Source organism: Vibrio sinensis (genome assembly GCF_003605645.1).
In the GTDB taxonomy this organism is placed as follows: Bacteria; Pseudomonadota; Gammaproteobacteria; order Enterobacterales; family Vibrionaceae; genus Vibrio; species Vibrio sinensis.
Map to the genome: position 1 here is coordinate 58,183 of NZ_QVMU01000010.1, position 23,680 is coordinate 81,862.

Consider the following 23,680-nt stretch of genomic DNA (forward strand, 5'->3'; position numbering starts at 1 on the left):
ATCCAACAATCATAGTGTTAATCTACTATTTGGGTTGTTATTCGGTAAATGTGTTATAGCATGATAGAAAAGGACTTCGATGCCAATGAGGTATACCCCAACCTTAAAACTCAGCACAAGGTTAGTGGCATTTGTTACTGTGATTGTTACCAGTGCAATGTTTATTCTTTTTTTAGGCGGGACCTTGTCATTCAGAAGTTTAGGGCAAGAGTATTTAGACCATTCTTTGAAAGGGATTGTTGAGGTCGTCGATAAAGAAATGGAAGATCCGGATGCTGCTTATTCTTTGCAGCGTTGGATGCCTAAAATGTTACAAGCTTCCAATATTGTTGAGATGCAACTCTCTTCAAGTGCAGGGGTTATTTATCGATTTAAAGACACCTCCTCGAAAGTTGATCGTAATTTACTTTACTCAGCCGACTTTAAATTAGAGAGAAACAAAGGGTATAGCCTCCATTTTCAGGCAGTCCCACCCTATTTAGGGTATGGTTATTCAATCCAAGCGTTTTGGTCTATTACTCTGGCTGTAGGGCTGATTGTATTTTGTTTAGCTCAAGCTGTTAAATGGTTAAAACTGCAATTTTTAGGATCGGAACTGTTAGAAGAGCGCGGTCGTATGATTCTTGCTGGCCGAGTGCAAGAGTATGCAAAAGGTGATGTAAAAGAATGGCCTTATACCGCGAGTGAAGCTCTCGATCTTTTGATTGAAGAACTGCAAGATGCCCGACAAGAGCGCAGTCGCTTTGATACTTTTATTCGCACTCAAACATTTTTAGATCAACTTACGGGAACCGCTAACCGAGTTTTGTTTGATAGTAAGTTAGAGTCCGCTTTGTCTGAAAGTGGGGCTCATGGCGGGATCTTACTATTACGAATTGATGATTGGGATCTATTAAAACAAGAGAGTGGCAGTCAAGCGGCGAACGATCTTATTGTTGAGGTCGGGGAAAGCATTAGCAATATTATCCAACGCTATCCTGATGTGATTTTAGCTCGATATTATCATTCTGATTTTGCGATTTTTGCGCCGCACTTAAATAGTAAAGAAGTCGCAAGCATTGCTATTAATACACTAAAGCAATTGGCAAAAATAAATCCACCAAGCTCCCTTGATAAAGATAACTGGTGTCATATCGGTATTAGCATGTTCCAAGAGGGAGAGCGACATGGACGGGTTATCGATGAAGCTGAGACAGCGTTAAAGAGTGCGCAACTCCAAGGTGTGAATACTTGGAACCGATTTAAGAAACTAGAGAGCAAAGCAGAGCGAGGAAGCGTTCGCTGGCGTACGATATTCGATCAAGAACTTAAGGCAGATAAGATTCAGATATTTTCTCAGCCATGTTACTTAGTCAATTCCGCCTTAGAGTTACATATTGATCATTATGAACTATTTACTCGAATTAACGATCCTGACGCAGGGTTGATTAAGGCCTCGCGTTTCTATGGTGCGCTTGAATCTGTGGGTTATGAAGCGATCTTGGACCGTGCGGTAATGACACGAGTCGTCAATTTTTTGAAAGCGTCAAATAATGGTTCATGTTATTCTATAAACTTAAGTGTTAATCCATTTTCAGACCGTAAATACTTTAGATGGTTTAGATACGAACTTCTCCAATTGTCAGCAGAGAATAGAGCACAACTGATGTTTGAATTCTCTGAGGGACGTTTTGTCAAACATCTAGATTATATGAGACCTGTGGTTAAAACACTGGTGGGTTTAGGGTGTAAAGTGACAATTGGCCAAGTTGGGCGTTCAATCGTTAGTACGCATTATTTGAAAGACCTGCCTATTGATTATATGAAGCTGCATCGTAGTCTCGTTAAGCAGGTTGATAAGAAACATGAGAATCAATTATTTATACGTAGCCTTTTAGGGGCTTGTGACGGATTGAAAACTCAATTGGTCGCCGTTGGTGTGGATCAAAAACAAGAATACAAAACTATGCTCGATCTTGGCGTGAAAGGGGTTCAAGGACGTTATTTTCAGGCGGAAGAAGCTTTTCTTCCTAGTGAACAAAGTCCACGTCTCTTAGGTTCCTCACCCAAAATACAGGTCGGACGAAGAAACCGTTGGCGGAAGAGTTGAAGTAGTAAATGAAAATTCAATCTTTAATTGGAAAGTTCGGGAAAAAGGCAAAAGTGGGCAGTGACTTAATTGTTATTGTTCAGCCTGCGGCATTGTATTTTTCACCTAACCAGAAATTTAATCTACCAGAACAAGTTGCACTCAATGGGCTTGATTGGCTTCCTGGATTGAAACGTGCGCTGGATGCAGCGAATATTTCAGATATCACAATTGATGTCGTTTTAAGTTCAAATTTTTATCAGACTTACCAAATAGATAAGCCGAACCTCCCTCAAGAAGAACTTAGCAAAGCGTTACCATTTCTACTTAAAGATTTAATTGCGGAAAAAGTGACAGATATTGTTGCTGATTCTTTACCCATGCCAACTGGGCATAAACTGCAAGTCTATGTCGTTGCTAAGAAACTCATTTTAGACCTCGTTAACTTGCTAGAATCGAGCAAGATTCAATTAGGTCACGTCGGCGTTGAAGATGATTTATGGGGAAAAACAGCGTCAGGCTCACAACAATTTTTCCTATTGCAAAAAAGTAAACAATGCCACTTTAAAGTGAGTGCATTTGTTGAGCAACGATGCATCTTCCAACGAACCATTCGTGGTGTTAGTTCGCCAGTTACTGGCGTAGCGCTAAGTGGTTTGCAATTAGATGGTTTAGCTCTAGAACTTCAACGTTCAGTCGATTATCTATCCTCACAGCTTCGTGGTGCTTCGTTACACCAAATGAAAGTGTGCTGTGATGAAGAAGATAATAATGAATTGGTTTCAGAATTAGGCCAAAGACTAAGTGTTAAAGTTTCAACCCTTACTGATGTTGCACAGGAGTCTGGGGTTGTACTAACACAACATGCGAATGCTTTAACTCCGGACTTTATTAATCTTTATCCTGCACATCTAAAACCTAAGCGTGAGCATTTTACGTTGACATCTGTTTTGATGTTTTCTTCAAGTTTACTCATCTTTGGTGTGTTGTCTTACAGTTTTCTCCAATATCAAAAAACACAGCTGTCTCAAGAGCTAGATGTTTATAAGTCTGAAGAAATAGAGCTAAAGCAGCAGTTAAATGAATTAAACCAACGTTTAGCGACCCATCGCCCATCGATGGAAAAAGTAGCGGCGGTGAAGCGCTTAAAGTTAGAAATTGAATCAAAGAAAGAGTCTTTGGATGCAGTCGGTCATTATGATCAAGCTCGTCAAATCGGTTATTCTGGCGTTATGGGCGGTTTAGCCAAGCTTGGCAGCAAAGATATCTCACTTAATTACATCATGATGGATGAGCATACTCTTAATTTAAGAGGTTTAGCCAAAAATGCCGAGTCGGTTCCGAGTTGGGTGAATCAATTTAAGAATGAATTGAACTTGGTTGGACGGGCTTTTGATAAGCTCAAAATCGGTCGAAATGAGCAAGATATTATTACTTTTGAATTGCAAACCAAAGAGGATACGCAGTAATGAATTCGCGTTGGCAGCAATTAGAGCAAAAATTTTCGCAGTTAAGTCTTCGTGAAAAGTCGCTTATTACTCTTTGTATTCTGGTCGTTATCGTTTTAGTGGGTCATGTTTTTGCCCTTGAACCGTTATTTAAAAGCAATCAGGTGATGGAAACGAAAATATCTACCGCGAAGTTGGCTAATCAAACCTTGGAAAGCCAAATGATGGTTGCAACGGCCAAGCTCAATAAAGATCCAGACCAAGATATCAATATTGAATACAAAAGCTTAGTGAGAGAAAGCCAGGAGCTATCTACAGAGCTAGCTAGTATCATTGAAAATTTAATCTCACCGAGTGAAATGTCCCAATTACTAGAGCAAGTTTTGTCTGGAACTAAAGGACTAAAATTGATCTCGTTGGAGTCCTTAAAAGCGGAACCTATCACGGGCGAGAAAGCCACCAAGACTTATGCGGGATATTTTGTCCATCCAGTACGTCTTGAGCTAACAGGAAGCTACTTTTCAGTATTGAAGTATCTAGAAACCTTAGAATCATTACCTGTAAACTACTATTGGAAAAGCTTTAATTATCAAGTAGAAAAGTACCCTAATGCTAAGTTGGTGTTGGAAGTCTATACCTTGGGAACAAGACAGGAGTTTATCGGTGGTTAGTAAATGGTTGATTGGCTTATTAGGCGTTACGTCGGTGAGTTTTGCAGCTCAAGATCCTACCGCACCGTTGAATTGGCAAGTGAGTACGCAAAAAGCCCCTACAGCAAAAGTGACTCGCGTGAATGTCCCTAATTTACAGAGTATTGTCTGTGGTTCGCAACTTGAGTGTGTTGCGATTCTAAATGGAAAAGCCTTATCAGAGGGTGAAAAATTGAATGGTTTCAATATTCAGCGCATTGATAGTGAGTATGTCATGCTTACCCGCGGCAAAAAGCACTGGAAGCTTGAACTGTTTCCTCAAAACATAAAACAACAACAATAATAAAGGGTAGTTGAATCGTATGCGTAACCTTATTTTAGCCACCACGATTATATCATTGGCTGGTTGTTCTATGGGACATCGAGACCCAGTTGAAGCGAAAGCTGCCCTCAATCAAGCCATCAATGAGTCCAATAGTCGTGAGCTTCAAGAACTTCCACCATCGGTCGAAGCTGACTTAATGCCGAGCTTAGATTCCTCTGACCAAGTTAATACAGAGACGATGAAACGATTTCGAATCAAAGCAGATCGTGTTGAAGCGACCGCTTTTTTCGCTAGCTTGGTCAAAGGTACCGAATTCAGTATAGCCATTCATCCTAACGTGACTGGGCGAATTACCGTGAACTTATCTGATGTGACGTTAGATGAAGTGCTTGCCGTTGTTCGTGATATGTACGGCTATGAAATCAAGAAAATTGGTAAGGTTATTCAAGTATACCCTGCGGGTTTAAGAACTGTGACCATCCCTGTCGATTACTTACAGTTTAAGCGTAGTGGACGCTCACTTACTTCAATTACCACCGGTACCATCACTAATACTGACAGTGACTCATCTTCGGATTCTTCGTCCAGTTCATCAAGTTCTTCTAGCTCGACCAGTACTTCAAAAGGTGGAACTGAGATTGAAACCACCAGTGAAAGTGATTTTTGGCCGCAATTAGAACAAGCGGTGGAGCAACTGATTGGTTCTGGTAAAGGCCAAAGTGTTGTCGTTACCCCACAGGCGAGTGTGATTACGGTTCGTGCGTACCCAGATGAATTACGTCAAGTGCGGGAGTTTCTTGGTATCGCGCAGCAACGTATGCACCGTCAGGTTATTTTGGAAGCCAAAATTTTAGAAGTCACTTTAAGTGATGGCTATCAACAAGGGATCAATTGGTCGAAAGCGTTCAGTTCTAATGGAACCAATTACAGCATAGGCCAAGGTTCAATTGTAAAAGATAGCACTGGCAGTATTTTACCTGTGGGTTTACCGGGTTTAGACGCTATAGGTAACTTGCTCGGTGGGCAAACTAACTTAGTTATCTCAAGTGGAAGTTTTGATGCGGTATTAAGCTTTATGGCGACTCAAGGCGATCTTAATGTTCTGTCTAGTCCTAGAGTAACAGCATCAAATAACCAAAAAGCGGTGATCAAAGTCGGTACCGATGAATATTACGTGACAGACTTCTCCAGTGTTGTTGGATCGGGTGATAATTCAGAGCCTGCACCAGAAGTTGAACTTACGCCATTTTTCTCTGGAATCTCACTGGATGTAACGCCGCAAATTGATGATCAAGGCAATGTTTTACTCCATGTACATCCCGCTGTTATTGATGTTCAAGAACAGGTGAAAGAGATCGGCTTTGGTAGTGAGAGCGTTACCTTGCCATTGGCTCGTAGTTCTATTCGAGAGTCTGATTCAGTGATTCGCGCGCAAGATGGAGACGTGGTCGTTATTGGTGGTTTGATGAAGTCCAATACGGTGGATCAAGTGTCTAAAGTGCCATTCCTTGGCGATGTGCCTGCATTAGGTCATCTATTTAGAAACACGTCTCAGCTTACACAAAAAACCGAATTGGTGATTTTGCTGAAACCGTCGGTTGTTGGTGTCAATACTTGGCAAAAAGAGCTCGAGCGTTCGCGTGATTTATTACAGGATTGGTTCCCTCAAGAGCAGAACTAAGTATGTACTTAGAGTACTTTAACCTTCAGCAATTGCCCTTTCATCTAACCCCAAATACAGAATTGTTTTTGGGGTTAGATCCGCATTATGAGGCGATTCAAACCATCAACTCAGCGCTAATGATGGGTGAGGGTTTGATTAAAGTGACCGGTGAGGTTGGAACCGGAAAGACCATGGTGTGCCGAATGATGGTAAAGCACTTTTTGGATCGAATTCAGTTAGTCTATTTGCCAAATCCAGCACTGTCGGGAGAGCAACTTCGCCAAGCAATAGCATCAGAGCTTGGTGTTGAAGTTGATAATCCCACCTTGATTGTTGATGCGATACAGCAGTGTCTAATACAGCTTGCTAGTGATGGAAAACAAGTCGTGGTATTGGTCGATGAAGCTCAGGCGCTCAGTGATGATGCCCTCGAAGTCTTACGCTTGTTTGGTAATTTAGAAACAGAACAAGCGAAGTTATTGCAGATCGTTTTATTTGGTCAGCCGGAGCTCGATGTTCGTTTAGAGCAGCATCATTTGAGGCAGTTACGCCAACGAATTACATTTAATGCCAAGTTACGCTCGCTGAATGTAAGTGAGGTGGTTGCCTATATTGACAACCGGCTAAATAAAGCGGGTTGTGACGTAATGCTGTTTTCATTAAATCAAAAAAAAGCAATTTGGAAAGCCAGTCATGGTATTCCGAGGCTAATTAATCAAATTTGTCATAAGTCTTTAGTCTTGGCTTATAGCCAAGAGAGTATCGTCGTCTCCAACCATCAAATTTATGATGCGATTCATGACACGTTTGATAGTTGTAAACCCAAATTTAAAAGCCCGCGATTATGGGGGTGGAGTAAAAAATGAGTGCGATTAATAATGCATTGTCAGCATTATCGGACAAGCAAAGTCAGGTTTCATCAGGTGTTGAAAGAGCCCATATCAAACCCATTAAGTCTGCTTCTGTCTTACCATGGATCATCGGTGGGTTTAGCCTGAGCCTTGCTGTTGGTGGTTGGGCGGTTTCCAAGCAAGCTGAAACCATCACTCATCGCGCTGATATCAGTATGGCGACATCATCAGATCTTGTTGAGTTGAACGGTAACCCGACCGCGTTCTCTTCTCCGACAGCACTTACTTCCCCGACAGTAAAAGTAACACTGGGCAGTGAATCTATTTACCAAGCAGAGAACACTGATTGGGTAGAGATGACTCCAAGTCAGTCTGTGAGTGTGACGCAAAAACCACAAACATCACCAGCGTCGGGCTCTTCTGCTTCAACAAAGGCAACATCTAAACCGATCACGATTCAAGAACCCGTATTGATTGCTCGTGTTGCTACCGATAGCCATGAAAGTGCCAAGCAAAAGGCACTCATACCGCCAACGACGACACCACAAGCACAGGTTTCGGGTGAGATGGTGATTGAACAAATTGAGCTTACTCCAAGTCAGTTAGCTGAAAAGTCACGACTGAGAGCCGAGAAAGCGTTAGACAGCAACAACCTGAAAGAAGCGTTAACGCAATACAAAGATGCGCTTCGCTATACGCCTAAAGATGCCCTTATTCGTCAAAAACTGACGGCTCTTTACTACGGTAAAGGTGATGTGCGTAAAGCCGTTGATTTGCTGCAAAAAGGGATTGAGCTCGATAAATCCAATCAAGAGTTACGCTTAGCATTAACTAAGCTATTGCTTAAAGAAAAACAAAATACAGCGGCCTTGACGCCACTGGTTTATTTACCAATTAAGCCATCGGTTGAATACCTATCGCTACGTGCCGCCTTGGCACAAAAAGCAGATCAAGATGCAATGGCATTAGAAAGCTATCAGCGTTTAACTTCAATTGAACCGGATAATGGTCGCTGGTGGTTAGGGCTGGCTATTCAACAAGAGCGAGACTTATCTCTTTCGCTAGCCAAAGAAAGTTATACCAACGCGTTAAACAACCTCGGATTATCGAGTGCCTCCCAGCAGTTTATTCGAGACCGCCTCGTCAGTATCGAGAATATGGAGGGAGCATCCTATGCAAATTAAATTACGTAAACGTCTCGGTGACTTATTAGTTGAAGAAGGGATCATTACCGATCAGCAAGTTCAGCAAGCTCTGCAAGCTCAAAAGGCGACTGGGCAAAAACTCGGTGCAATGTTAATTGAATTGGGGTTCCTTTCTGAACATCAAATGTTGACGTTTTTATCGCAACAATTAGCGATACCTCTCATTGATTTGAATCGAGCAACTATTGATGTTGATGCGGTGCAAATATTGCCGGAGGTGCATGCTCGTCGTCTACGTGCCTTAGTCATCGGGCGAAATGAGGATACCCTGCGTATTGCGATGTGCGATCCGGCGGATCTTTTTGCTCAAGAATCACTACTGACTCAATTGCCACAGTATGGGATTGAGTTTGTTATTGCGTCTGAGAAACAACTGGTTGATGGGTTTGATCGTTACTATCGTCGAACCAAAGATATCGCTTCGTTTGCAGAGCAATTGCAAGCAGAGCATCAAGATACCGAAGCCTTTGATTTTGGTATTGATAATGATGACAGCGATGAAGTCACGGTTGTTAAACTGATTAACTCTCTATTTGAAGATGCAATTCAAGTTGGTGCTTCGGATATTCATATTGAGCCCGATTCAAACGTATTGCGCCTGCGTCAACGTATTGATGGCGTTTTGCATGAAACCTTGTTGAACGAAGTCAATATCGCCCCAGCATTAGTATTGCGTTTGAAGTTAATGGCCAATTTGGATATTTCAGAGAAACGCTTACCTCAAGATGGTCGTTTTAATATCAAAGTGAAAGGTCAATCGGTTGATATTCGTATGTCGACCATGCCGGTTCAGTATGGTGAATCTGTGGTAATGCGTCTGCTCAATCAATCGGCTGGCGTAAGATCGTTGGATCAATCGGGATTGCCTAACGAGTTACTAGAACGCTTACGTGGTCAGTTGCGACGTCCACACGGCATGATCTTGGTTACGGGGCCGACGGGTTCAGGTAAAACCACCACCTTGTATGGTGCTTTGAGTGAATTGAACGTACCAGGTAAAAAGATCATTACCGCAGAAGATCCGGTGGAATACCGTCTGCCTCGTGTGAACCAAGTTCAGGTCAATCCTAAAATCGACCTCGATTTCTCTACTGTGCTGAGAACATTCTTACGCCAAGACCCAGATATTATTTTGGTCGGGGAAATGCGTGACCGAGAAACCGTTGAAATAGGTCTTCGTGCCGCATTAACTGGTCACTTGGTATTAAGTACTTTGCATACTAACGATGCAGTCGATAGTGCTTTGCGTATGATGGACATGGGCGCTCCGGGTTACTTAGTTGCCAGTGCCGTTCGAGCGGTTGTTGCTCAGCGTCTAGTCCGTAAAATTTGCCCAGAATGTAAGAAAGAAGCGCACATTGATGAGAGCTGTCAGCTGTGGTTACAGCAACGGTTCCCAAATCAGGTTGGGGCGGCGTTTTATACCGGACGTGGTTGTCAAAACTGTAACTTTACCGGTTATCGCGGTCGAATCGGTGTTTTTGAAATGCTGGAATTAGAGCACGATATGATGGATGCACTACGTGCTAATGATGCGGTTGGTTTTGCGAAAATAGCGCGAAGCTCGCAGAGTTATAAGCCTTTGCTTGTATCGGCAATGGAGCTGGCATTGCAAGGTGTTGTGAGTTTTAGCGAAGTGATGAACCTCGGTGAGGGGGACTCCTCTGGTGCTTCACAACCGATTTATCTATAAGGGCAATTATGTCGGTATTTCATTATCAAGGTCGCAGTTTAGACGGAAGTAAAGTTTCTGGTCAGGTTGAAGCTGCGACTCAGGAGCTTGCGGCTGAGTCGTTGATGAACAAAGGCATTATTCCTTTATCGATTAGCGAAAAAAGTAGTTTCTCTGGTTTTGATGTAGACATTAAATCTTGGTTCATTCCAGCGGTACCGTTGGAAGTTCTGGTTATTTTCTGCCGTCAGTTATACAGCTTAACCAAAGCGGGTGTACCGTTATTACGCTCCATGAAAGGCTTGTCTCAAAACTGTACCAATAAGCAGCTTAAAGAAGCCTTAGAAGAGGTCACCTTAGAATTAACTAATGGTCGAAGTCTATCTGGTTCGATGCAGTTGTATCCACGTGTATTTAGCCCCTTGTTTGTATCCATGATCAACGTGGGTGAAAATACCGGTCGGCTAGATCAAGCGTTACACCAATTGGCGGGCTATTACGAACAAGAACTCGAAACTCGCAAAAGAATTAAAACCGCGACGCGTTATCCGACCTTTGTGATTAGCTTTATCTTAATTGCGATGTTTATTTTAAACATTAAAGTGATTCCGCAGTTCACCGGTATGTTTGCTCGATTTGGAGTGGACTTGCCATTGCCGACTCGAATATTGATCGCTATGTCAGAGTTCTTTGTTAACTATTGGGCCGCGCTCATTGCCGTGATGTTAGGGGCATTATTTGCGTTTAAAGCGTGGTTAAATACCGCTAAAGGGCGAGAACGGTGGGATAAGTTTCGATTACGAATGCCTATAATTGGTGGGGTTGTTAACCGTGCTCAATTATCCCGTTTTTCTCGAACATTTGCCTTGATGTTGCAAGCCGGTGTTCCGTTGAATCAGTCACTTGCCTTATCGGCGGAATCTTTGGATAACAAATTTCTTGAAGCTCGCTTGATGGAAATGAAAGGGGCAATTGAGGCGGGGGGCATGATCTCCTCTACCGCGATTAATAGCGGAATTTTCACCCCATTGGTCATTCAAATGATTTCTGTTGGTGAAGAGACGGGACGAATTGATGAACTACTACTCGAAGTCGCCGATTTTTATGATCGTGAAGTTGATTATGATTTGAAAACCCTTACCGCACGAATTGAGCCATTTTTATTAGTTGTGGTTGCTGGCATGGTATTAATCCTAGCATTGGGTATCTTCCTGCCAATGTGGGGCATGTTGGACGCAATTAAGGGGTAATATGACCGCTTATATAAGACGTTTACGAGTCGCGGTTTGGTTTCTTGTCGTTATGGTCTTGGTTTTAAGTTGTTTGCTTGTAGCCAAAGGAATAGAGAAAGATGCAAATCAAACGGCATTATTGTTGGCGAGCAATAGTATTGTCGAACGAGCGAATTACTATAAACAACAGTGGTTACTGCATAACAATCCCGATGAACTAAAGTTGCAGGGCAATCGTGTTAAGTATTCTAAAAACGGATGGGTGGTGCCAAATTTGAGCGGCGATCAAGTTGATTGTCAGCGGTGGTTTACTATTTTATACCCACAACAGCACGTTTATGGTGATTTACCATCACGTATTGTTGATAATTCATACGGTTCTACGTTTAAATGTGAGTATCTATTTTCACCTAATATGCATTTAACGATAGGGTTAAAAGATAAAAAGTTTGAAGTTGGCGTCGGATTTACGTCAGGGTAAGTTTTTTTGACACTAGGCCGTAGCTCTAATGTAAATTAATGGTATAATACGTTGTACTGAATAGCGAGATAGAGAATTATGGATAACAAACAGTCGGGGTTTTCTCTGGTTGAGCTTGTGGTTGTCATTGTTGTAGTTGGACTACTGGCTGTTGCTGCACTACCTCGTTTTTTAGATGTTACCGATGAAGCCAAAAAGGCCAGTATTGAAGGTGTTGCTGGTGGATATGCCACCGGAGTACTTTCTGCTAGAGCGCAATGGGAAGCAGAAGCTCGCCCATCCAAAACCATTGGTACAGAAAACTACAATTTGATTGATTACGATGGTGTGGACTTTTGGTTGACCCGAGCAAAAGAATCAAATGGTAGCGACACAGATTTTAGAGATGGTTACCCATTTGCTTTGTATGAAGAAAATGGTAATTATCCGACGAGCTTAACAGATCAAGCCTGTATTGACTTAATGGAGAACTTGCTCCAAAACCCTCCAAAAGTTGATACTGTAATTAATTCAAAAGATAACAGAAATATTAAATACTCAGCCCAAGCGGATGCGCCAAATGCCACTTGTACTTACGTACAAAAAGAGGGCGGAACGGATCATCAGTTTGTTTATGAAATTAAAACAGGTCGTGTGACCGTAACACTGCAGTAATTCTGCATAACTTATAAAGAGATCCAAACTATGAAAAGACAAGGCGGTTTCACCCTGATTGAGCTAGTGGTGGTAATTGTAATTCTTGGTATTCTGGCTGTAACGGCAGCGCCTCGTTTCCTAAACCTGCAAGATGATGCAAAAGACGCAACCTTGAAAGGTCTAGCGGGTGCAGTACAAGGTGCCTCTTCAATGGTTTACGGTAAAGCGGCGATCGCGGGACAAGAGAGCTCTCCAACGGGTTCAGTGAGTACCGGTATTGGTACTGATAGTGTGAATATTGTGTATGGTTACCCTAAAGCAACTGATGCTGATATCTCTGCGATTGTTGAAGGTATTGGTACTAATGAAGATTTTCAATTTATTCAGGTAATTGATGATGTAACGCCTGTAGCTGCAACATTTGGTATTAAAGATTATACCGATGCATGTGTGAAATACACAGAAGCAACTTCTGCAGCAGCGGCATCAGTTAACGTTTCTGAAGTTCCAACCGACTGTAAAAAAGCAACACTATAGTTTTGTTTTAAAGGCCAGCTACGCTGGCCTTTTTCTTATCCACCATTTCCTTTCATTCGCACCCTAAGTGCTAACTTGTTATAATTCAAACGATTTAGAATCTGCAGGCAAAGGTGTTATGCATAGAACCAAAGCGTTCGGATTTACCTTGGTCGAGCTTATCGTTGTTATCTTGCTACTGGCCATCATCTCTCTTTTTGCTGCAAGCCGTTATAGTGGTTTGGGCAGCTTTTCTGCACTTGTCGCTCAAGACAATGCCATCGCAGTACTTCGTCAAGTACAGGTCAGTCGCATGCAATCCAACTCTTTGCCTGCTAACAACAACTTTATCGTAGCGATCAAAAATAACTGTATCGGCTCCGTTGCTGCCTGTAACTTATCAACTGACGCAGCGGCGAGTCGCAGTGATTGGGTTAGCTTTGATGACGTAACATTCCAAGCTACGCCAAACCTAACTACGGTCGAATTTGATCTACTCGGTAACCCATTAAATACGGCAAGTGCCGGAGTTGAAATCGCTATTCGCGGCACGAAAAGCCAAGCTTCAATCTGCATTCACCCCAACGGTTATATTTCGCAGGGAGGGTGCTGATGAAACGCCTGCGCGGCTTTACCTTGATTGAGAGTGTCATTGTTATTGTGGTGATGGGATTAGCGATGATCACCATCATGCGATTCTTAGCGCCTCAAATTGCCCGTTCTGCGGATCCTCATTATCAAACCCGCGCTGTCGCCTTGGGGCAAAGCATCATGGGACAAATATTGTCAAAAGGGTTTGATCAAGTCCAAGACCCTTTTGGTGGTAATCAGCGTTGTAGCGAAGCTCCACTTAGTGTTTGTACCCCTGAAGATGGCGAAACAGCGAAATTTGGTCCAGATGCTGGCGAAACGACGCCATCAAAATATAACGATGTCGACGATTTCAAAGGCTGCTGGGTCGTTGGGGGTACGGGCTCTCCGTGTAAAGATTTAAGCTTATTGCTCGAAGACCAAAATAAAGAGAGCTACGTTAATTTTAGAATTGATGTTGCTGTCACCTATCAACAGGTTAATGTATTAAAACGGATTGATTTACTCATTGAAGCCGCTAATCAAGCGCCGATTGAACTCACCGCATATCGAGGGAATTACTAGTGAAAACTAAAGGATTTACCTTGATTGAAATGGTCCTAACTTTGGTGGTTGGGGCGATATTAGTGATGGGTATTGCTGGGTTTGTTGAATTCGGGACTAAGGGCTATGCCGACAGTGTTGAGCGCCAGCGCCTCCAGACTCAGGCCAAATTTGTCTTAGAGAAAATGACTCGAGAAATCCGCCATGCGGTACCGAATATTTTTATTCAGCAAGATAACTGTTTGTCGTTTTATAGTATTCGTGAGTCAGGTTTTTACGCCGTATCTGGTGCAAATCTCAATTTTATTGTTGGGGATGAGGGTATTGATGCCAATAAGCTCAAGCCATTAACCTTAGTCATCAATCCGACGGAACTGATTGGTTCATCGGACAGTTTAGCTGATCTTGATAACGTGTTTAGCTTGAGTAGCGTCGAAGAATTTACCTCTCCAGCCGTTTCTGGCGCGACGTTTAGCTTAGTGGGAGCTGCCCATGATCTTATTGGTAACTCAGTCGCTCACCGCCTTTATATTACAGATGGTCAGCCGATTACTTATTGCCTCAAAAACCAAAGAGTGGAACGAAATGACCAACCATTAACGGATGGAGGAGATGGCGATTTTAGCGTGATCGGGACTTTGAAGTACCAACCTGCCACCGTACAAAATAGTGGCATTGTGCATATTGATTTGAGCTTTTCACAAGGTGGCGAAACCAGTCACTATCAGCAGCAAGTGCAGGTGTTAAATGTACCATAATTCACAAAAGCAAAATGGCAGCATCTACGTGGTGATTATTTTTGTGTTGGTCGTGATGGGCTTTCTAGCGACAGCATTGACCCGTATCCAATGGTCAAATAGTGAAGCGCATTCTCGTGATGTTTTAGGGACGCAAGCGTGGTTATTAGCCCAGTCAGTAAATGAATATACCTTAACGCGTTTTTACCCGTTAAATGATGCCACGCCAGTTACCATTGATGAACAATGTAAGACACCCTTATCGTTAAGCATAGTGAATGGGGCGCAAACACTGTTTGAGCCTGTTACCTTGAATTGCGAGCTTGTTTCGCTCAACTGCGCCTCTGTTGGGCAATTAGATAATAAAAAATACTTTAAACTCAGTAGTCGTGTCGCTTGCGGTAGCGGTACTTTACAGACTGAGCGAGCAGAAGACATTTGGTTGATGGAGAGCATTCAATGAATCGATGGATTGGTATTCTAGTTTGTTTGTTGTGGAGCAGCGTTAGTTTCGCCAATGAGTTATCTAACTCGAATTCGGCCTCTGTGATTAAATCTTCAGGATCTAAGTTAACAGGTTCTAATTATGAGTTTGGTGTTCTTAAAAATAAACAGTGTAATAATGGTTGCGAAATAAAATTCAATAAAACCTACCACAATCCTGTGGTGTTTCTAATGGCTTCTGTTGATGGGGCTAATAGTGAGTATAGCTATCCAACAAAACTTTCCATATATAATGTAACCACAAATGGAGCAACAATATATTCGGATGCAATGCCTAATCATTATTATGCTGATAAAATGCAGTCAATCTATTATATGGTTTCAGACCCAGGGAAGTTAACTTTCTTTGACCACAAAAATAATAAAAAAATAGTTGAGGTTGGGGTTGTTGAAACCAATAGAGACCAGTATAAGGGGCAAAGTGGTTATCATGCTCGATACAGCTGGTCAAATGTTCGGTATGGAATATCTCACTATAGTCAACCAGTCGTTTTAGCTCAGATCCAAAAGCGTAATAATAACCATAACTACTGGGTATCTAGTGCACTAAGTAATGTTAACTCCTCGAGTTTTAATATCGCCATAGAGCGCGGGCGCCAAGGCTCATTACCTTCGTGGGTAACAGAAAAAATTGCATATATTGCAGCACCTCAATTTCATGGCTTCAATGATAGCAAAGACACAAAAGTCGAGTTTTATCGTCCACATGATGATTTCGATCAGGAAGCAGATGATGGTCGTACTCCGATAGAAAACTCGTGTTATGAAAATAGAATTAAGACCAAAAATGTGTACTCAGAATTTGGTGTGATTACTAATAAGCAGACCCGAAATGGCCCAGATGGTGGCTGGTTACGCTACTGCCAGCAAAGAAGTAGTGATACTAAATCTGGATTTAGCTTTGCCTTTGATGAAGATAATGTGAGGAATCGTTCCCATGGTGCGGATGAATATGTAGGGTATTTAGCCTTTGAAAGCAACGCTAAACCTCTTCCACCATCAGATATTGATATTTGTAAATATGTGCCGGATGTGGCGCAGACCAACGATTATGTAAGAGATTCAACTGGAGTTCTCAAACCGAACGGTGCTCTATCTGTTTCGGATAAAAGCACGATCGAGTTAAAGACGAGTAACATATTGTCATTTGGCAGCAGTTCGAGTAGTGATTCTTGTGATTATGGGCAAGGAAAAGAAAAATGCGTGATATCCAAGGATAAAACGTATGATGGTTTCCCATTTCAACTAAATACTTTGACTGATTTTGATAATTCTCAGTTCCATTGTAATGGAGAGTGTACTTTAGCATCAGGAAAGTATAATCAAGTACGAGTAGGTCAGGATGCAAAGCTGACATTATCCGGTGATTATTATGAAATTAATGAATTAGTTTTTGAACAAAATGCTCAACTGTTACTAAAAAATGATACTCAGATTAACTACAATAGAATCTTTTTTTATGGGAATAATATTTTAATTAATGAAAATAGTATTCATAAGTTGCTTTTTTTAGGTCATGGGTATTACTCTGGTTTTTATATTAATAATAAAAAAAATAATAATATAAAGATAAATGCATATATCCATATTAGTAGCCTTTCATCAGGTTTTTATGTTGGAGAAAATAACAATAATAATGTATTTACTGGCGGAATTACTGCTAAAGAAATTAATTTTTTAAAAAGTAACAGTAAAATTATTGCCGGTGAATTCAATTGTCCCCCACCTGTAGAAAGCAAAATCGCACGAATTGATATCATTCCTAACAATTACCATTTGACCTGTGATGACACTGAGAAAGTCTATGTGGTGGCTTACGATCAAAGTGGCGCGCAGTTGTACGACGTTGGTGACGATGTAGTTTCATTAACAACACCCACTCCAGGAAAAATGGCGATTAGCTCACTAGATTTTAACACGACGGATGGACGTTACGAATTTAGTGTCGATAAAAAAGACAATAAATACGAAAGTGTCGTGGTGAATGCCACGCTTCAGTCGAACACCTCCGTTAGTGATAGTAGTAATGTGCTATTTACCCCATTGAAATTTGAAATCAATGAGGGGGCAGAGCTCGAACTTATTGCGGGTAAACCCGCTACTTTTGCAATCAAAGCGTTAGCGTGCAGTTCCGGTAAGCCTGTGACGACCAATTATGAAAAAACACTGAATGAAATCAATATTTCGAGTAGTTCGTTTACGCCGGGAAATTGGACAGACAACCGCACTAAATTATCGTTTAATGCGCCATTTGTATCAGGTATCGCGGAAGCATCGTTAACGTTTAATGATGCTGGGAAATTTACTGGAAGCTTGACCGATACCATCCAGTGTAGTGATTTTGGTGCTGATATCGACGGTTGTCCGATAGAGGATAAGAAAAAAATAGCGGGTGACTTTAGCTTTAAAGCTCGTCCATGGACGTTTGCTATTTGTGATAGTAACACTGGAGCGTTACCGCAAGGCAATATTATCAACAAGGACAGTGCTCGATTTGTCGCAGCGGGTGAGAAGTTTGCAACCAATGTTTTGCCGATTAGATGGATGGCTAACCAATCTTCGCCGATTGAAACCGCCAATAATTACTGCGACTCAAGATTAGTCACTCAGAACTTTTTCTTAGGTCAGGGTGAGAGTGCTGGAGCAGAACTTATTGATGTTGTACTCACCCATGATGTCGCCGAACCTGCAGGTAAAGAAAAAGGCGTGCTGTCAGGTAATACGTCAAAGGCTTATACCGATTCGGTGAGCAAAAATAATCACTATTATCAATTTTCTGATTTAGATTGGAGTGAGGTGGGGGTACTCAAGTTGACCGCTGCGGCTTCAGCCCCTTACTTTGGTATGAATATCGATCTTGGTTATCGCGATATTGGACGCTTTTACCCTGATCATTTTGCTATTCGTACTTCTGAATTTTTACCTCAGTCAGGGTTAGGCAGCACCGCATATATGGCGCAACCGTATCAATCTGCCAAAGTATATGTAGAGGCTTTTGCTAAAGAAGTGAGCACACAAGCTTTGAAAAACTATCATTGGTTCGATCCTCAGTTAACGGTTGATTTTGAGCTGATTCAAGATACGAAAGTGCCTAATCAACTGATTCTCAATACTTCGAGCGGTCGCTGGGTTGAAGATAGTGGCAATTCTGCGTGGGTTGTCACGGATACTGACTCATCAGTGACTCGAGAAGTGAAAAAGCTAACACCATTGAAGACGATTCCAAACGGCCCTTTAAATACCTCAGATGATAAAGCGATAGAAACAAAGTACGCACTTGGTCTAACTGGCATCGTGGATCCAGCGACGTTTATTGTTGAGGGAGAAGCGGTATTGCAACAAGATTTGCCAACTCAACCACAAGCACACTATGGGCGCATGTCGCTTGGTAGTGTTGGGGGAACGGCGGGTTCTGAGTTTGGTGTGCCTTTACGCACGGAATACTGGGATGGTGAGCGTTTCACATTGGCAGATAATGATAACCAGAGTCAGGTGATTTCTAATGATGATTACTTGTGTAAAGAAACCTTATGGCTCGATGATGGTATGAGCGCGCCAACCAATTCTTCACTGATAGGTTCTGATCCAGTTGAAGAGGTTGTCGATGGCGAATTTGATAAATTGAAGGCCAAAGCGGACAGCACTAACAGCGCCATTCGAGAACAAGTACGCTTTTGGATGCGTATGGCCGCGAGTTCACCGCAACAAAGTTTGGATTCTGTTGATTGCGGCTCAAGTTACCTTGAGCAACCCTGGTTGCAGTACAACTGGAGAGGTCAGGGCGATGAAGATCCATCAACGGCCGTCACATTTGGGATCTACCGAGGTAATGACAAGATCATTTTCCGTGGTGAATCGGGAGTGATGGGGCAGTAACACTGTCAAAAAAACTCGCTAAGTAAGGAAACTGTTAGAAATTGCGTGTTTCACTCCATGTTTGTACCACAATGCCTTGCTGTGATGGCGAGGCATTGGTACATTTAGTGCAATTTTCTATCTTATAATTCTTTCAGGACGAGCGAAGAATATGTTCAAAAAACTTCGTGGCATTTTTTCTAATGATCTGTCGATCGATTTAGGTACCGCCAACACTCTAATTTACGTTAAAGGCCAAGGCATCGTTCTTGATGAACCTTCAGTTGTTGCAATTCGACAAGATCGCAACCGCGCTGGCAAAAGTGTTGCAGCTGTCGGCCATGCAGCAAAACAGATGTTAGGTCGTACTCCGGGTAACATCTCTGCTATTCGTCCAATGAAAGACGGTGTAATTGCAGACTTCTACGTCACTGAAAAAATGTTGCAGCATTTCATTAAGCAAGTGCATGACAACAGTGTATTAAAACCAAGTCCACGCGTACTGGTTTGTGTGCCATGTGGTTCAACACAAGTTGAACGTCGTGCGATTCGTGAATCAGCATTGGGCGCTGGCGCTCGTGAAGTTTACCTAATTGATGAGCCAATGGCGGCTGCAATTGGTGCGGGCCTTCGCGTTTCTGAGCCAACAGGTTCAATGGTGGTTGATATCGGTGGTGGTACAACAGAAGTTGCAGTTATCTCACTAAACGGTGTGGTTTACTCTTCATCTGTTCGTATCGGTGGTGACCGCTTTGATGAAGCGATCATTAATTATGTTCGTCGTAACTACGGCAGCTTAATTGGTGAAGCAACCGCTGAAAAAATCAAACATGAAATCGGTTCTGCTTACCCTGGCGATGAAGTTCAAGAGATTGAAGTTCGTGGTCGTAACCTTGCAGAAGGTGTACCTCGTAGCTTTAGCTTGAATTCAAATGAAATTCTAGAAGCTCTACAAGAACCGTTAACTGGTATTGTATCAGCCGTTATGGTTGCGCTTGAGCAGTGTCCACCTGAACTAGCTTCTGATATTTCAGAAAATGGCATGGTGTTGACTGGCGGTGGTGCGTTACTAAAAGATATTGATCGCCTATTAACTGAAGAAACAGGTATCCCTGTTGTTATCGCTGAAGATCCACTGACTTGTGTGGCTCGTGGTGGCGGTAAAGCATTAGAAATGATCGACATGCACGGTGGCGATCTGTTTAGCGAAGAATAATCGTAGTGGCTCTGCTTTTATATAGAGCCATAAAAAATGAAAAAGGAACTCAATAATCGATGAAGCCTATTTTTGGCCGAGGACCTTCACTTCAATTACGTCTATTTTTCGCCGTGATTCTATCAGCCAGCCTAATGCTGGCTGATAGTCGTTTAGGCGCTTTTGCTCAGGTTCGCTATATTTTGAATAGCGTGGTGGCACCCATTCAGTATGCTGCTGATGTGCCGCGAACCATGTTTGATGGTTTCTATGAGCGTTTTAATACTCGCCAAAGCGCGATGGAAAGCAACTACACGCTTAAACGAGAAGTACTACGCCTCAAAAATGATTTATTACTTCTTGATCAATATCGAGAAGAAAACCAACGCCTAAGAAAATTGCTCGGCTCTTCATTTGTTCGTGATGAACGTAAAGTTGTCGCGGAAGTAATGGCTGTTGATACCTCCCCTTATCGTCATCAAGTTGTCATTGATAAAGGACAGATCGATGGTGTGTATGTTGGGCAACCGGTCGCGAATGAAAAAGGGATCGTTGGTCAAGTCACATTCGTTTCTGCGCATAACAGTCGGGTACTATTACTGACCGATAGTATCAGTGCGATCCCAGTACAGGTTATCCGAAATGACATTCGAGTCATCGCTTCTGGTAATGGACAAGTAGATCGTATCCATCTAGAACATATTCCGATTAGTACTGATATTCAGGAAGGGGACTTGTTGGTGACATCTGGTTTAGGTGGTGTTTATCCTGAAGGTTATCCTGTTGCTCATATCTCAAAAGTTGAACGAGATTCTCGTCGAGAATTTGCTGTGATCGAAGCTGATCCTGTGGTGGATTTTGAGCGTTTGCGCTACTTACTATTAATCTGGCCGAGCGACTCTCGACAAGAGAAAATTCAGCTAGCAAGCCCTGAAAATATGTCTGAGGTAATTGAAAGTGGCCAATAGAGTTTTCAAAGGCCGATTTATTATCGCCTGTTCATTTTTGATTGCTTTAGTGTTGCAAACGATCCCATGGCCGGGTGTTTTTGATCTGCTGCGGCCATCATGGCTATTTTTGGTCATCTGTTATTGGGTGCTTGCTTTGCCTCATCGTATTAACGTGGGGACAGCGCTGATCTTGGGTTTGATTTGGGACCTATTACTGGGGTCAACATTGGGGATTCGAGGCATGATGATGTCGATCGTCATCTACCTTGTTGCGCTTAATTTTTTGGTGTTACGAAATATGGCATTGTGGCAACAGGCGATCATTATCGGTTTGTTGTCGATGGTTTTAGAAGTCATGATCTTCTTCGGTGAATACCTCATCCAAGATATCACTTTTAATCCTATGTCCCTGTGGAGTGGCATGATTAACTGTATTCTTTGGCCTTGGTTGTTCTTACTCATGAGAAGAGTACGTCGCCACTGGCATGTGAGGTAATTAATGGGTAAGTCGCTGCTTCTTGCATCTGGTTCACCAAGAAGAAAAGAGTTGCTTGAGCAACTCGGATATCAGTTCGCCGTGATAAAAACGGATGTTGAGGAGTCTCGCCAACCTCATGAAACCGCCGAACAATACGTTTCCCGCCTATCTTTAGACAAAGCAATGGCAGGTGTAACGTTAGCGCCAGAGGCAGTGGTCATAGGTTCAGATACAATTGTCGTCTGTGACCACTCAGTTTTAGAAAAACCCGATGATTTTCAGCATGCAAAGCGTATGCTGGAGATGTTATCTGGACGTAGCCATCAAGTGATGACTGCCGTAACCGTGGCGACACAAGATAGTCACGAAACAGTACTCGTTATTACAGACGTATGGTTCAAGACCCTGTCAGAAAAAGAAATCGAACAATATTGGCAAACGGGTGAACCGTGCGATAAAGCAGGCAGTTATGGAATTCAAGGCATTGGTGGGCGATTTGTTACGCGCATCGAGGGCAGTTATTACGCTGTTGTCGGGTTACCATTATTTGAAACTGACCAGCTCTTGCACAAATTTTTATAATTTATATTGAGGTGCACTCATGAATGCTGAGTTGCTGATCAACGTGACCCCGAGCGAAATTCGTGTGGCCATGATTGAAGGGGGGACCCTACAAGAAATCCATGTGGAACGTGAATCTAAAAGAGGTATTGTTGGTAATATTTACAAAGGCAAAGTGAGCCGAGTATTGCCAGGAATGCAAGCTGCGTTTGTTGATATTGGCTTAGAAAAAGCCGCTTTCTTACACGCTTCAGATATCGTTCCTCATACTGAATGTGTTGCTGAAAATGAGAAGCAGCAATTTCAGGTACGTGATATTTCAGAATTGGTCCGCCAAGGACAAGATATTGTCGTCCAAGTGGTGAAAGATCCATTAGGCACCAAAGGGGCTCGTCTAACGACAGATATCACCTTACCATCTCGCTATCTTGTTTTTATGCCAGGAGCTAGCCATGTTGGTGTTTCTCAACGCATTGATAGTGAAAAAGAACGAGATAGATTAAAAAAAGTGGTCTCTCATTATTGTGATGATGATGGTGGCTTTATCATTCGAACTGCTGCTGAGGGAGCGGATGAAAAAGAGTTGTCTCAAGATGCGGCTTTTTTGAAGCGTCTTTGGTCAAAAGTAAAAGATCGCCGTGCAAAATACAAAACTCGTTCGACCTTATACGGTGAATTGGGTTTGTCGCAGCGAATTTTACGTGACTTCGTTGGTACGGAATTGACCAATATTTTAGTCGATTCTCGTTTAGAGTTTGAGAACTTAAAAGAGTTTACCTCTGAATATGTTCCAGAATTGACTGATAAACTTCAGCTTTATGAAGGTGATAAGCCTATTTTCGATCTCTACGATACTGAAAATGAAATTCAGCGTTCGCTAGAACGAAAAGTAGAGTTAAAGTCAGGTGGTTACCTGATTATTGATCAAACTGAAGCAATGACGACGGTTGATATCAATACTGGCGCTTTCGTTGGTCGTCGTAATTTGGAAGAGACCATCTTCAATACTAATGTTGAAGCGACTCAAGCGATTGCTCGACAACTTCGTTTGCGAAATCTAGGTGGCATTATCATTATCGATTTTATTGATATGTTATCTGAAGATCATCGCAAGCGCGTTTTGGCATCATTAGAAGTAGCACTTGAGAAAGATCGCGTAAAAACCAACATTAACGGTTTCACCCAACTTGGTTTGGTGGAAATGACTCGTAAAAGAACGCGAGAAAGCATTGAACATATTCTCTGCTCTTCATGTCCAACCTGTGAAGGTCGAGGCAGCGTTAAGACCGTTGAAAGTGTTTGTTATGAGATCCTGCGTGAAGTTACCCGTGTAAATCGTGCTTATGATGCGGATAAATTCGTTGTCTATGCAGCGCCAGCTGTTGCAGATACGCTACATGGCGATGAATCACATGCATTAGCGGAATTGGAAGTATTCATTGGTAAACAAGTGAAGATTCAAGCGGAACCTCTTTATATTCAAGAGCAATTTGATGTCGTTATGATGTAATAGGGCATT

General features: G+C 42.3%; 22 protein-coding genes. All 22 read left to right on the forward strand.

Features of this window, described 5'->3' with window-relative positions:
* The first annotated feature begins 85 nt into the window (after positions 1 to 85).
* The 22 genes from csrD to rng all read left to right on the forward strand — a co-directional run bounded on the left by csrD (position 86) and on the right by rng (position 23,671).
* The gene (gene csrD / locus DZ860_RS12295; RefSeq protein ID WP_120031811.1) at positions 86 to 2,089 is read left to right on the forward strand and encodes an RNase E specificity factor CsrD; all 2,004 of its coding nucleotides are present in this window, start codon (positions 86 to 88) and stop codon (positions 2,087 to 2,089) included.
* An 8-nt stretch (positions 2,090 to 2,097) separates the two neighbouring features.
* Positions 2,098 to 3,537: an MSHA biogenesis protein MshI gene (locus tag DZ860_RS12300; RefSeq protein ID WP_120031672.1), complete on the forward strand. Its 1,440-nt coding sequence runs from the start codon at positions 2,098 to 2,100 to the stop codon at positions 3,535 to 3,537.
* The gene (locus tag DZ860_RS12305) at positions 3,537 to 4,187 is read left to right on the forward strand and encodes an MSHA biogenesis protein MshJ (protein ID WP_120031674.1); all 651 of its coding nucleotides are present in this window, start codon (positions 3,537 to 3,539) and stop codon (positions 4,185 to 4,187) included. The genes DZ860_RS12300 and DZ860_RS12305 overlap by 1 nt, the downstream gene beginning before the upstream one ends.
* Entirely contained in the window at positions 4,180 to 4,509 is a 330-nt protein-coding gene (locus DZ860_RS12310) for an MSHA biogenesis protein MshK (protein WP_120031676.1), read from the forward strand. The genes DZ860_RS12305 and DZ860_RS12310 overlap by 8 nt, the downstream gene beginning before the upstream one ends.
* 19 nt (positions 4,510 to 4,528) lie before the next feature.
* Positions 4,529 to 6,172 carry a pilus (MSHA type) biogenesis protein MshL gene (gene mshL / locus DZ860_RS12315; RefSeq protein WP_120031678.1) on the forward strand — a complete coding sequence of 548 codons (1,644 nt, stop codon included), beginning with the start codon at positions 4,529 to 4,531 and terminating at the stop codon, positions 6,170 to 6,172.
* 2 nt (positions 6,173 to 6,174) lie between these two features.
* On the forward strand, positions 6,175 to 7,020 hold the full coding sequence (locus DZ860_RS12320) for an ExeA family protein (RefSeq protein WP_120031680.1): 846 nt from the start codon (positions 6,175 to 6,177) through the stop codon (positions 7,018 to 7,020).
* Positions 7,017 to 8,189, forward strand: coding sequence for a tetratricopeptide repeat protein (locus tag DZ860_RS12325; RefSeq protein WP_120031682.1), 1,173 nt, complete (start codon positions 7,017 to 7,019; stop codon positions 8,187 to 8,189). Before DZ860_RS12320 ends, DZ860_RS12325 begins: the two co-directional genes overlap by 4 nt.
* Positions 8,179 to 9,903 (forward strand): GspE/PulE family protein, encoded by a 1,725-nt coding sequence (locus DZ860_RS12330; protein WP_120031684.1) that lies wholly within the window; start codon positions 8,179 to 8,181, stop codon positions 9,901 to 9,903. The genes DZ860_RS12325 and DZ860_RS12330 overlap by 11 nt, the downstream gene beginning before the upstream one ends.
* A gap of 8 nt (positions 9,904 to 9,911) precedes the next feature.
* Positions 9,912 to 11,132, forward strand: a complete 1,221-nt coding sequence (locus DZ860_RS12335; RefSeq protein WP_120031686.1) for a type II secretion system F family protein — start codon at positions 9,912 to 9,914, stop codon at positions 11,130 to 11,132.
* A 1-nt stretch (position 11,133) separates the two neighbouring features.
* A complete protein-coding gene (locus tag DZ860_RS12340) occupies positions 11,134 to 11,595 on the forward strand; it encodes an MSHA biogenesis protein MshF (RefSeq protein WP_120031688.1) in 462 nt (153 codons plus the stop codon).
* A gap of 78 nt (positions 11,596 to 11,673) precedes the next feature.
* Positions 11,674 to 12,249: a prepilin-type N-terminal cleavage/methylation domain-containing protein gene (locus tag DZ860_RS12345; protein ID WP_120031690.1), complete on the forward strand. Its 576-nt coding sequence runs from the start codon at positions 11,674 to 11,676 to the stop codon at positions 12,247 to 12,249.
* Between the two features lie 30 nt (positions 12,250 to 12,279).
* Positions 12,280 to 12,768 carry a type II secretion system protein gene (locus tag DZ860_RS12350; protein ID WP_120031692.1) on the forward strand — a complete coding sequence of 163 codons (489 nt, stop codon included), beginning with the start codon at positions 12,280 to 12,282 and terminating at the stop codon, positions 12,766 to 12,768.
* A gap of 118 nt (positions 12,769 to 12,886) precedes the next feature.
* Positions 12,887 to 13,360, forward strand: coding sequence for a type II secretion system protein (locus tag DZ860_RS12355; protein WP_120031693.1), 474 nt, complete (start codon positions 12,887 to 12,889; stop codon positions 13,358 to 13,360).
* The gene (locus DZ860_RS12360; protein WP_120031695.1) at positions 13,360 to 13,902 is read left to right on the forward strand and encodes a type IV pilus modification PilV family protein; all 543 of its coding nucleotides are present in this window, start codon (positions 13,360 to 13,362) and stop codon (positions 13,900 to 13,902) included. The genes DZ860_RS12355 and DZ860_RS12360 overlap by 1 nt, the downstream gene beginning before the upstream one ends.
* Positions 13,902 to 14,639, forward strand: coding sequence for a PilW family protein (locus DZ860_RS12365; protein ID WP_120031696.1), 738 nt, complete (start codon positions 13,902 to 13,904; stop codon positions 14,637 to 14,639). Before DZ860_RS12360 ends, DZ860_RS12365 begins: the two co-directional genes overlap by 1 nt.
* On the forward strand, positions 14,629 to 15,081 hold the full coding sequence (locus DZ860_RS12370; protein ID WP_120031697.1) for an MSHA biogenesis protein MshP: 453 nt from the start codon (positions 14,629 to 14,631) through the stop codon (positions 15,079 to 15,081). The genes DZ860_RS12365 and DZ860_RS12370 overlap by 11 nt, the downstream gene beginning before the upstream one ends.
* A complete protein-coding gene (locus tag DZ860_RS12375) occupies positions 15,078 to 18,998 on the forward strand; it encodes a DUF6701 domain-containing protein (RefSeq protein ID WP_120031699.1) in 3,921 nt (1,306 codons plus the stop codon). Before DZ860_RS12370 ends, DZ860_RS12375 begins: the two co-directional genes overlap by 4 nt.
* A 151-nt stretch (positions 18,999 to 19,149) precedes the next feature.
* Positions 19,150 to 20,193, forward strand: coding sequence for a rod shape-determining protein (locus DZ860_RS12380; RefSeq protein WP_120031701.1), 1,044 nt, complete (start codon positions 19,150 to 19,152; stop codon positions 20,191 to 20,193).
* Between the two features lie 59 nt (positions 20,194 to 20,252).
* A complete protein-coding gene (mreC, locus tag DZ860_RS12385) occupies positions 20,253 to 21,140 on the forward strand; it encodes a rod shape-determining protein MreC (RefSeq protein WP_120031703.1) in 888 nt (295 codons plus the stop codon).
* Positions 21,130 to 21,618, forward strand: a complete 489-nt coding sequence (gene mreD, locus DZ860_RS12390; RefSeq protein ID WP_120031705.1) for a rod shape-determining protein MreD — start codon at positions 21,130 to 21,132, stop codon at positions 21,616 to 21,618. Before mreC ends, mreD begins: the two co-directional genes overlap by 11 nt.
* 3 nt (positions 21,619 to 21,621) lie before the next feature.
* Positions 21,622 to 22,182 carry a Maf family protein gene (locus DZ860_RS12395; protein ID WP_120031707.1) on the forward strand — a complete coding sequence of 187 codons (561 nt, stop codon included), beginning with the start codon at positions 21,622 to 21,624 and terminating at the stop codon, positions 22,180 to 22,182.
* Between the two features lie 19 nt (positions 22,183 to 22,201).
* On the forward strand, positions 22,202 to 23,671 hold the full coding sequence (gene rng, locus DZ860_RS12400; protein ID WP_120031709.1) for a ribonuclease G: 1,470 nt from the start codon (positions 22,202 to 22,204) through the stop codon (positions 23,669 to 23,671).
* The last annotated feature ends 9 nt before the right edge of the window (positions 23,672 to 23,680 follow it).

Excerpts from the sequence above, each read along its gene's own strand:
- csrD (WP_120031811.1), top strand. The coding sequence starts at position 86 with ATGAGGTATACCCCAACCTTAAAACTCAGCACAAGGTTAGTGGCATTT.
- DZ860_RS12300 (WP_120031672.1), top strand. The coding sequence starts at position 2,098 with ATGAAAATTCAATCTTTAATTGGAAAGTTCGGGAAAAAGGCAAAAGTG.
- DZ860_RS12305 (WP_120031674.1), top strand. The coding sequence starts at position 3,537 with ATGAATTCGCGTTGGCAGCAATTAGAGCAAAAATTTTCGCAGTTAAGT.
- mshL (WP_120031678.1), top strand. The coding sequence starts at position 4,529 with ATGCGTAACCTTATTTTAGCCACCACGATTATATCATTGGCTGGTTGT.
- DZ860_RS12320 (WP_120031680.1), top strand. The coding sequence starts at position 6,175 with ATGTACTTAGAGTACTTTAACCTTCAGCAATTGCCCTTTCATCTAACC.
- DZ860_RS12325 (WP_120031682.1), top strand. The coding sequence starts at position 7,017 with ATGAGTGCGATTAATAATGCATTGTCAGCATTATCGGACAAGCAAAGT.
- DZ860_RS12330 (WP_120031684.1), top strand. The coding sequence starts at position 8,179 with ATGCAAATTAAATTACGTAAACGTCTCGGTGACTTATTAGTTGAAGAA.
- DZ860_RS12335 (WP_120031686.1), top strand. The coding sequence starts at position 9,912 with ATGTCGGTATTTCATTATCAAGGTCGCAGTTTAGACGGAAGTAAAGTT.
- DZ860_RS12340 (WP_120031688.1), top strand. The coding sequence starts at position 11,134 with ATGACCGCTTATATAAGACGTTTACGAGTCGCGGTTTGGTTTCTTGTC.
- DZ860_RS12345 (WP_120031690.1), top strand. The coding sequence starts at position 11,674 with ATGGATAACAAACAGTCGGGGTTTTCTCTGGTTGAGCTTGTGGTTGTC.
- DZ860_RS12350 (WP_120031692.1), top strand. The coding sequence starts at position 12,280 with ATGAAAAGACAAGGCGGTTTCACCCTGATTGAGCTAGTGGTGGTAATT.
- DZ860_RS12355 (WP_120031693.1), top strand. The coding sequence starts at position 12,887 with ATGCATAGAACCAAAGCGTTCGGATTTACCTTGGTCGAGCTTATCGTT.
- DZ860_RS12360 (WP_120031695.1), top strand. The coding sequence starts at position 13,360 with ATGAAACGCCTGCGCGGCTTTACCTTGATTGAGAGTGTCATTGTTATT.
- DZ860_RS12370 (WP_120031697.1), top strand. The coding sequence starts at position 14,629 with ATGTACCATAATTCACAAAAGCAAAATGGCAGCATCTACGTGGTGATT.
- DZ860_RS12375 (WP_120031699.1), top strand. The coding sequence starts at position 15,078 with ATGAATCGATGGATTGGTATTCTAGTTTGTTTGTTGTGGAGCAGCGTT.
- DZ860_RS12380 (WP_120031701.1), top strand. The coding sequence starts at position 19,150 with ATGTTCAAAAAACTTCGTGGCATTTTTTCTAATGATCTGTCGATCGAT.
- mreC (WP_120031703.1), top strand. The coding sequence starts at position 20,253 with ATGAAGCCTATTTTTGGCCGAGGACCTTCACTTCAATTACGTCTATTT.
- DZ860_RS12395 (WP_120031707.1), top strand. The coding sequence starts at position 21,622 with ATGGGTAAGTCGCTGCTTCTTGCATCTGGTTCACCAAGAAGAAAAGAG.
- rng (WP_120031709.1), top strand. The coding sequence starts at position 22,202 with ATGAATGCTGAGTTGCTGATCAACGTGACCCCGAGCGAAATTCGTGTG.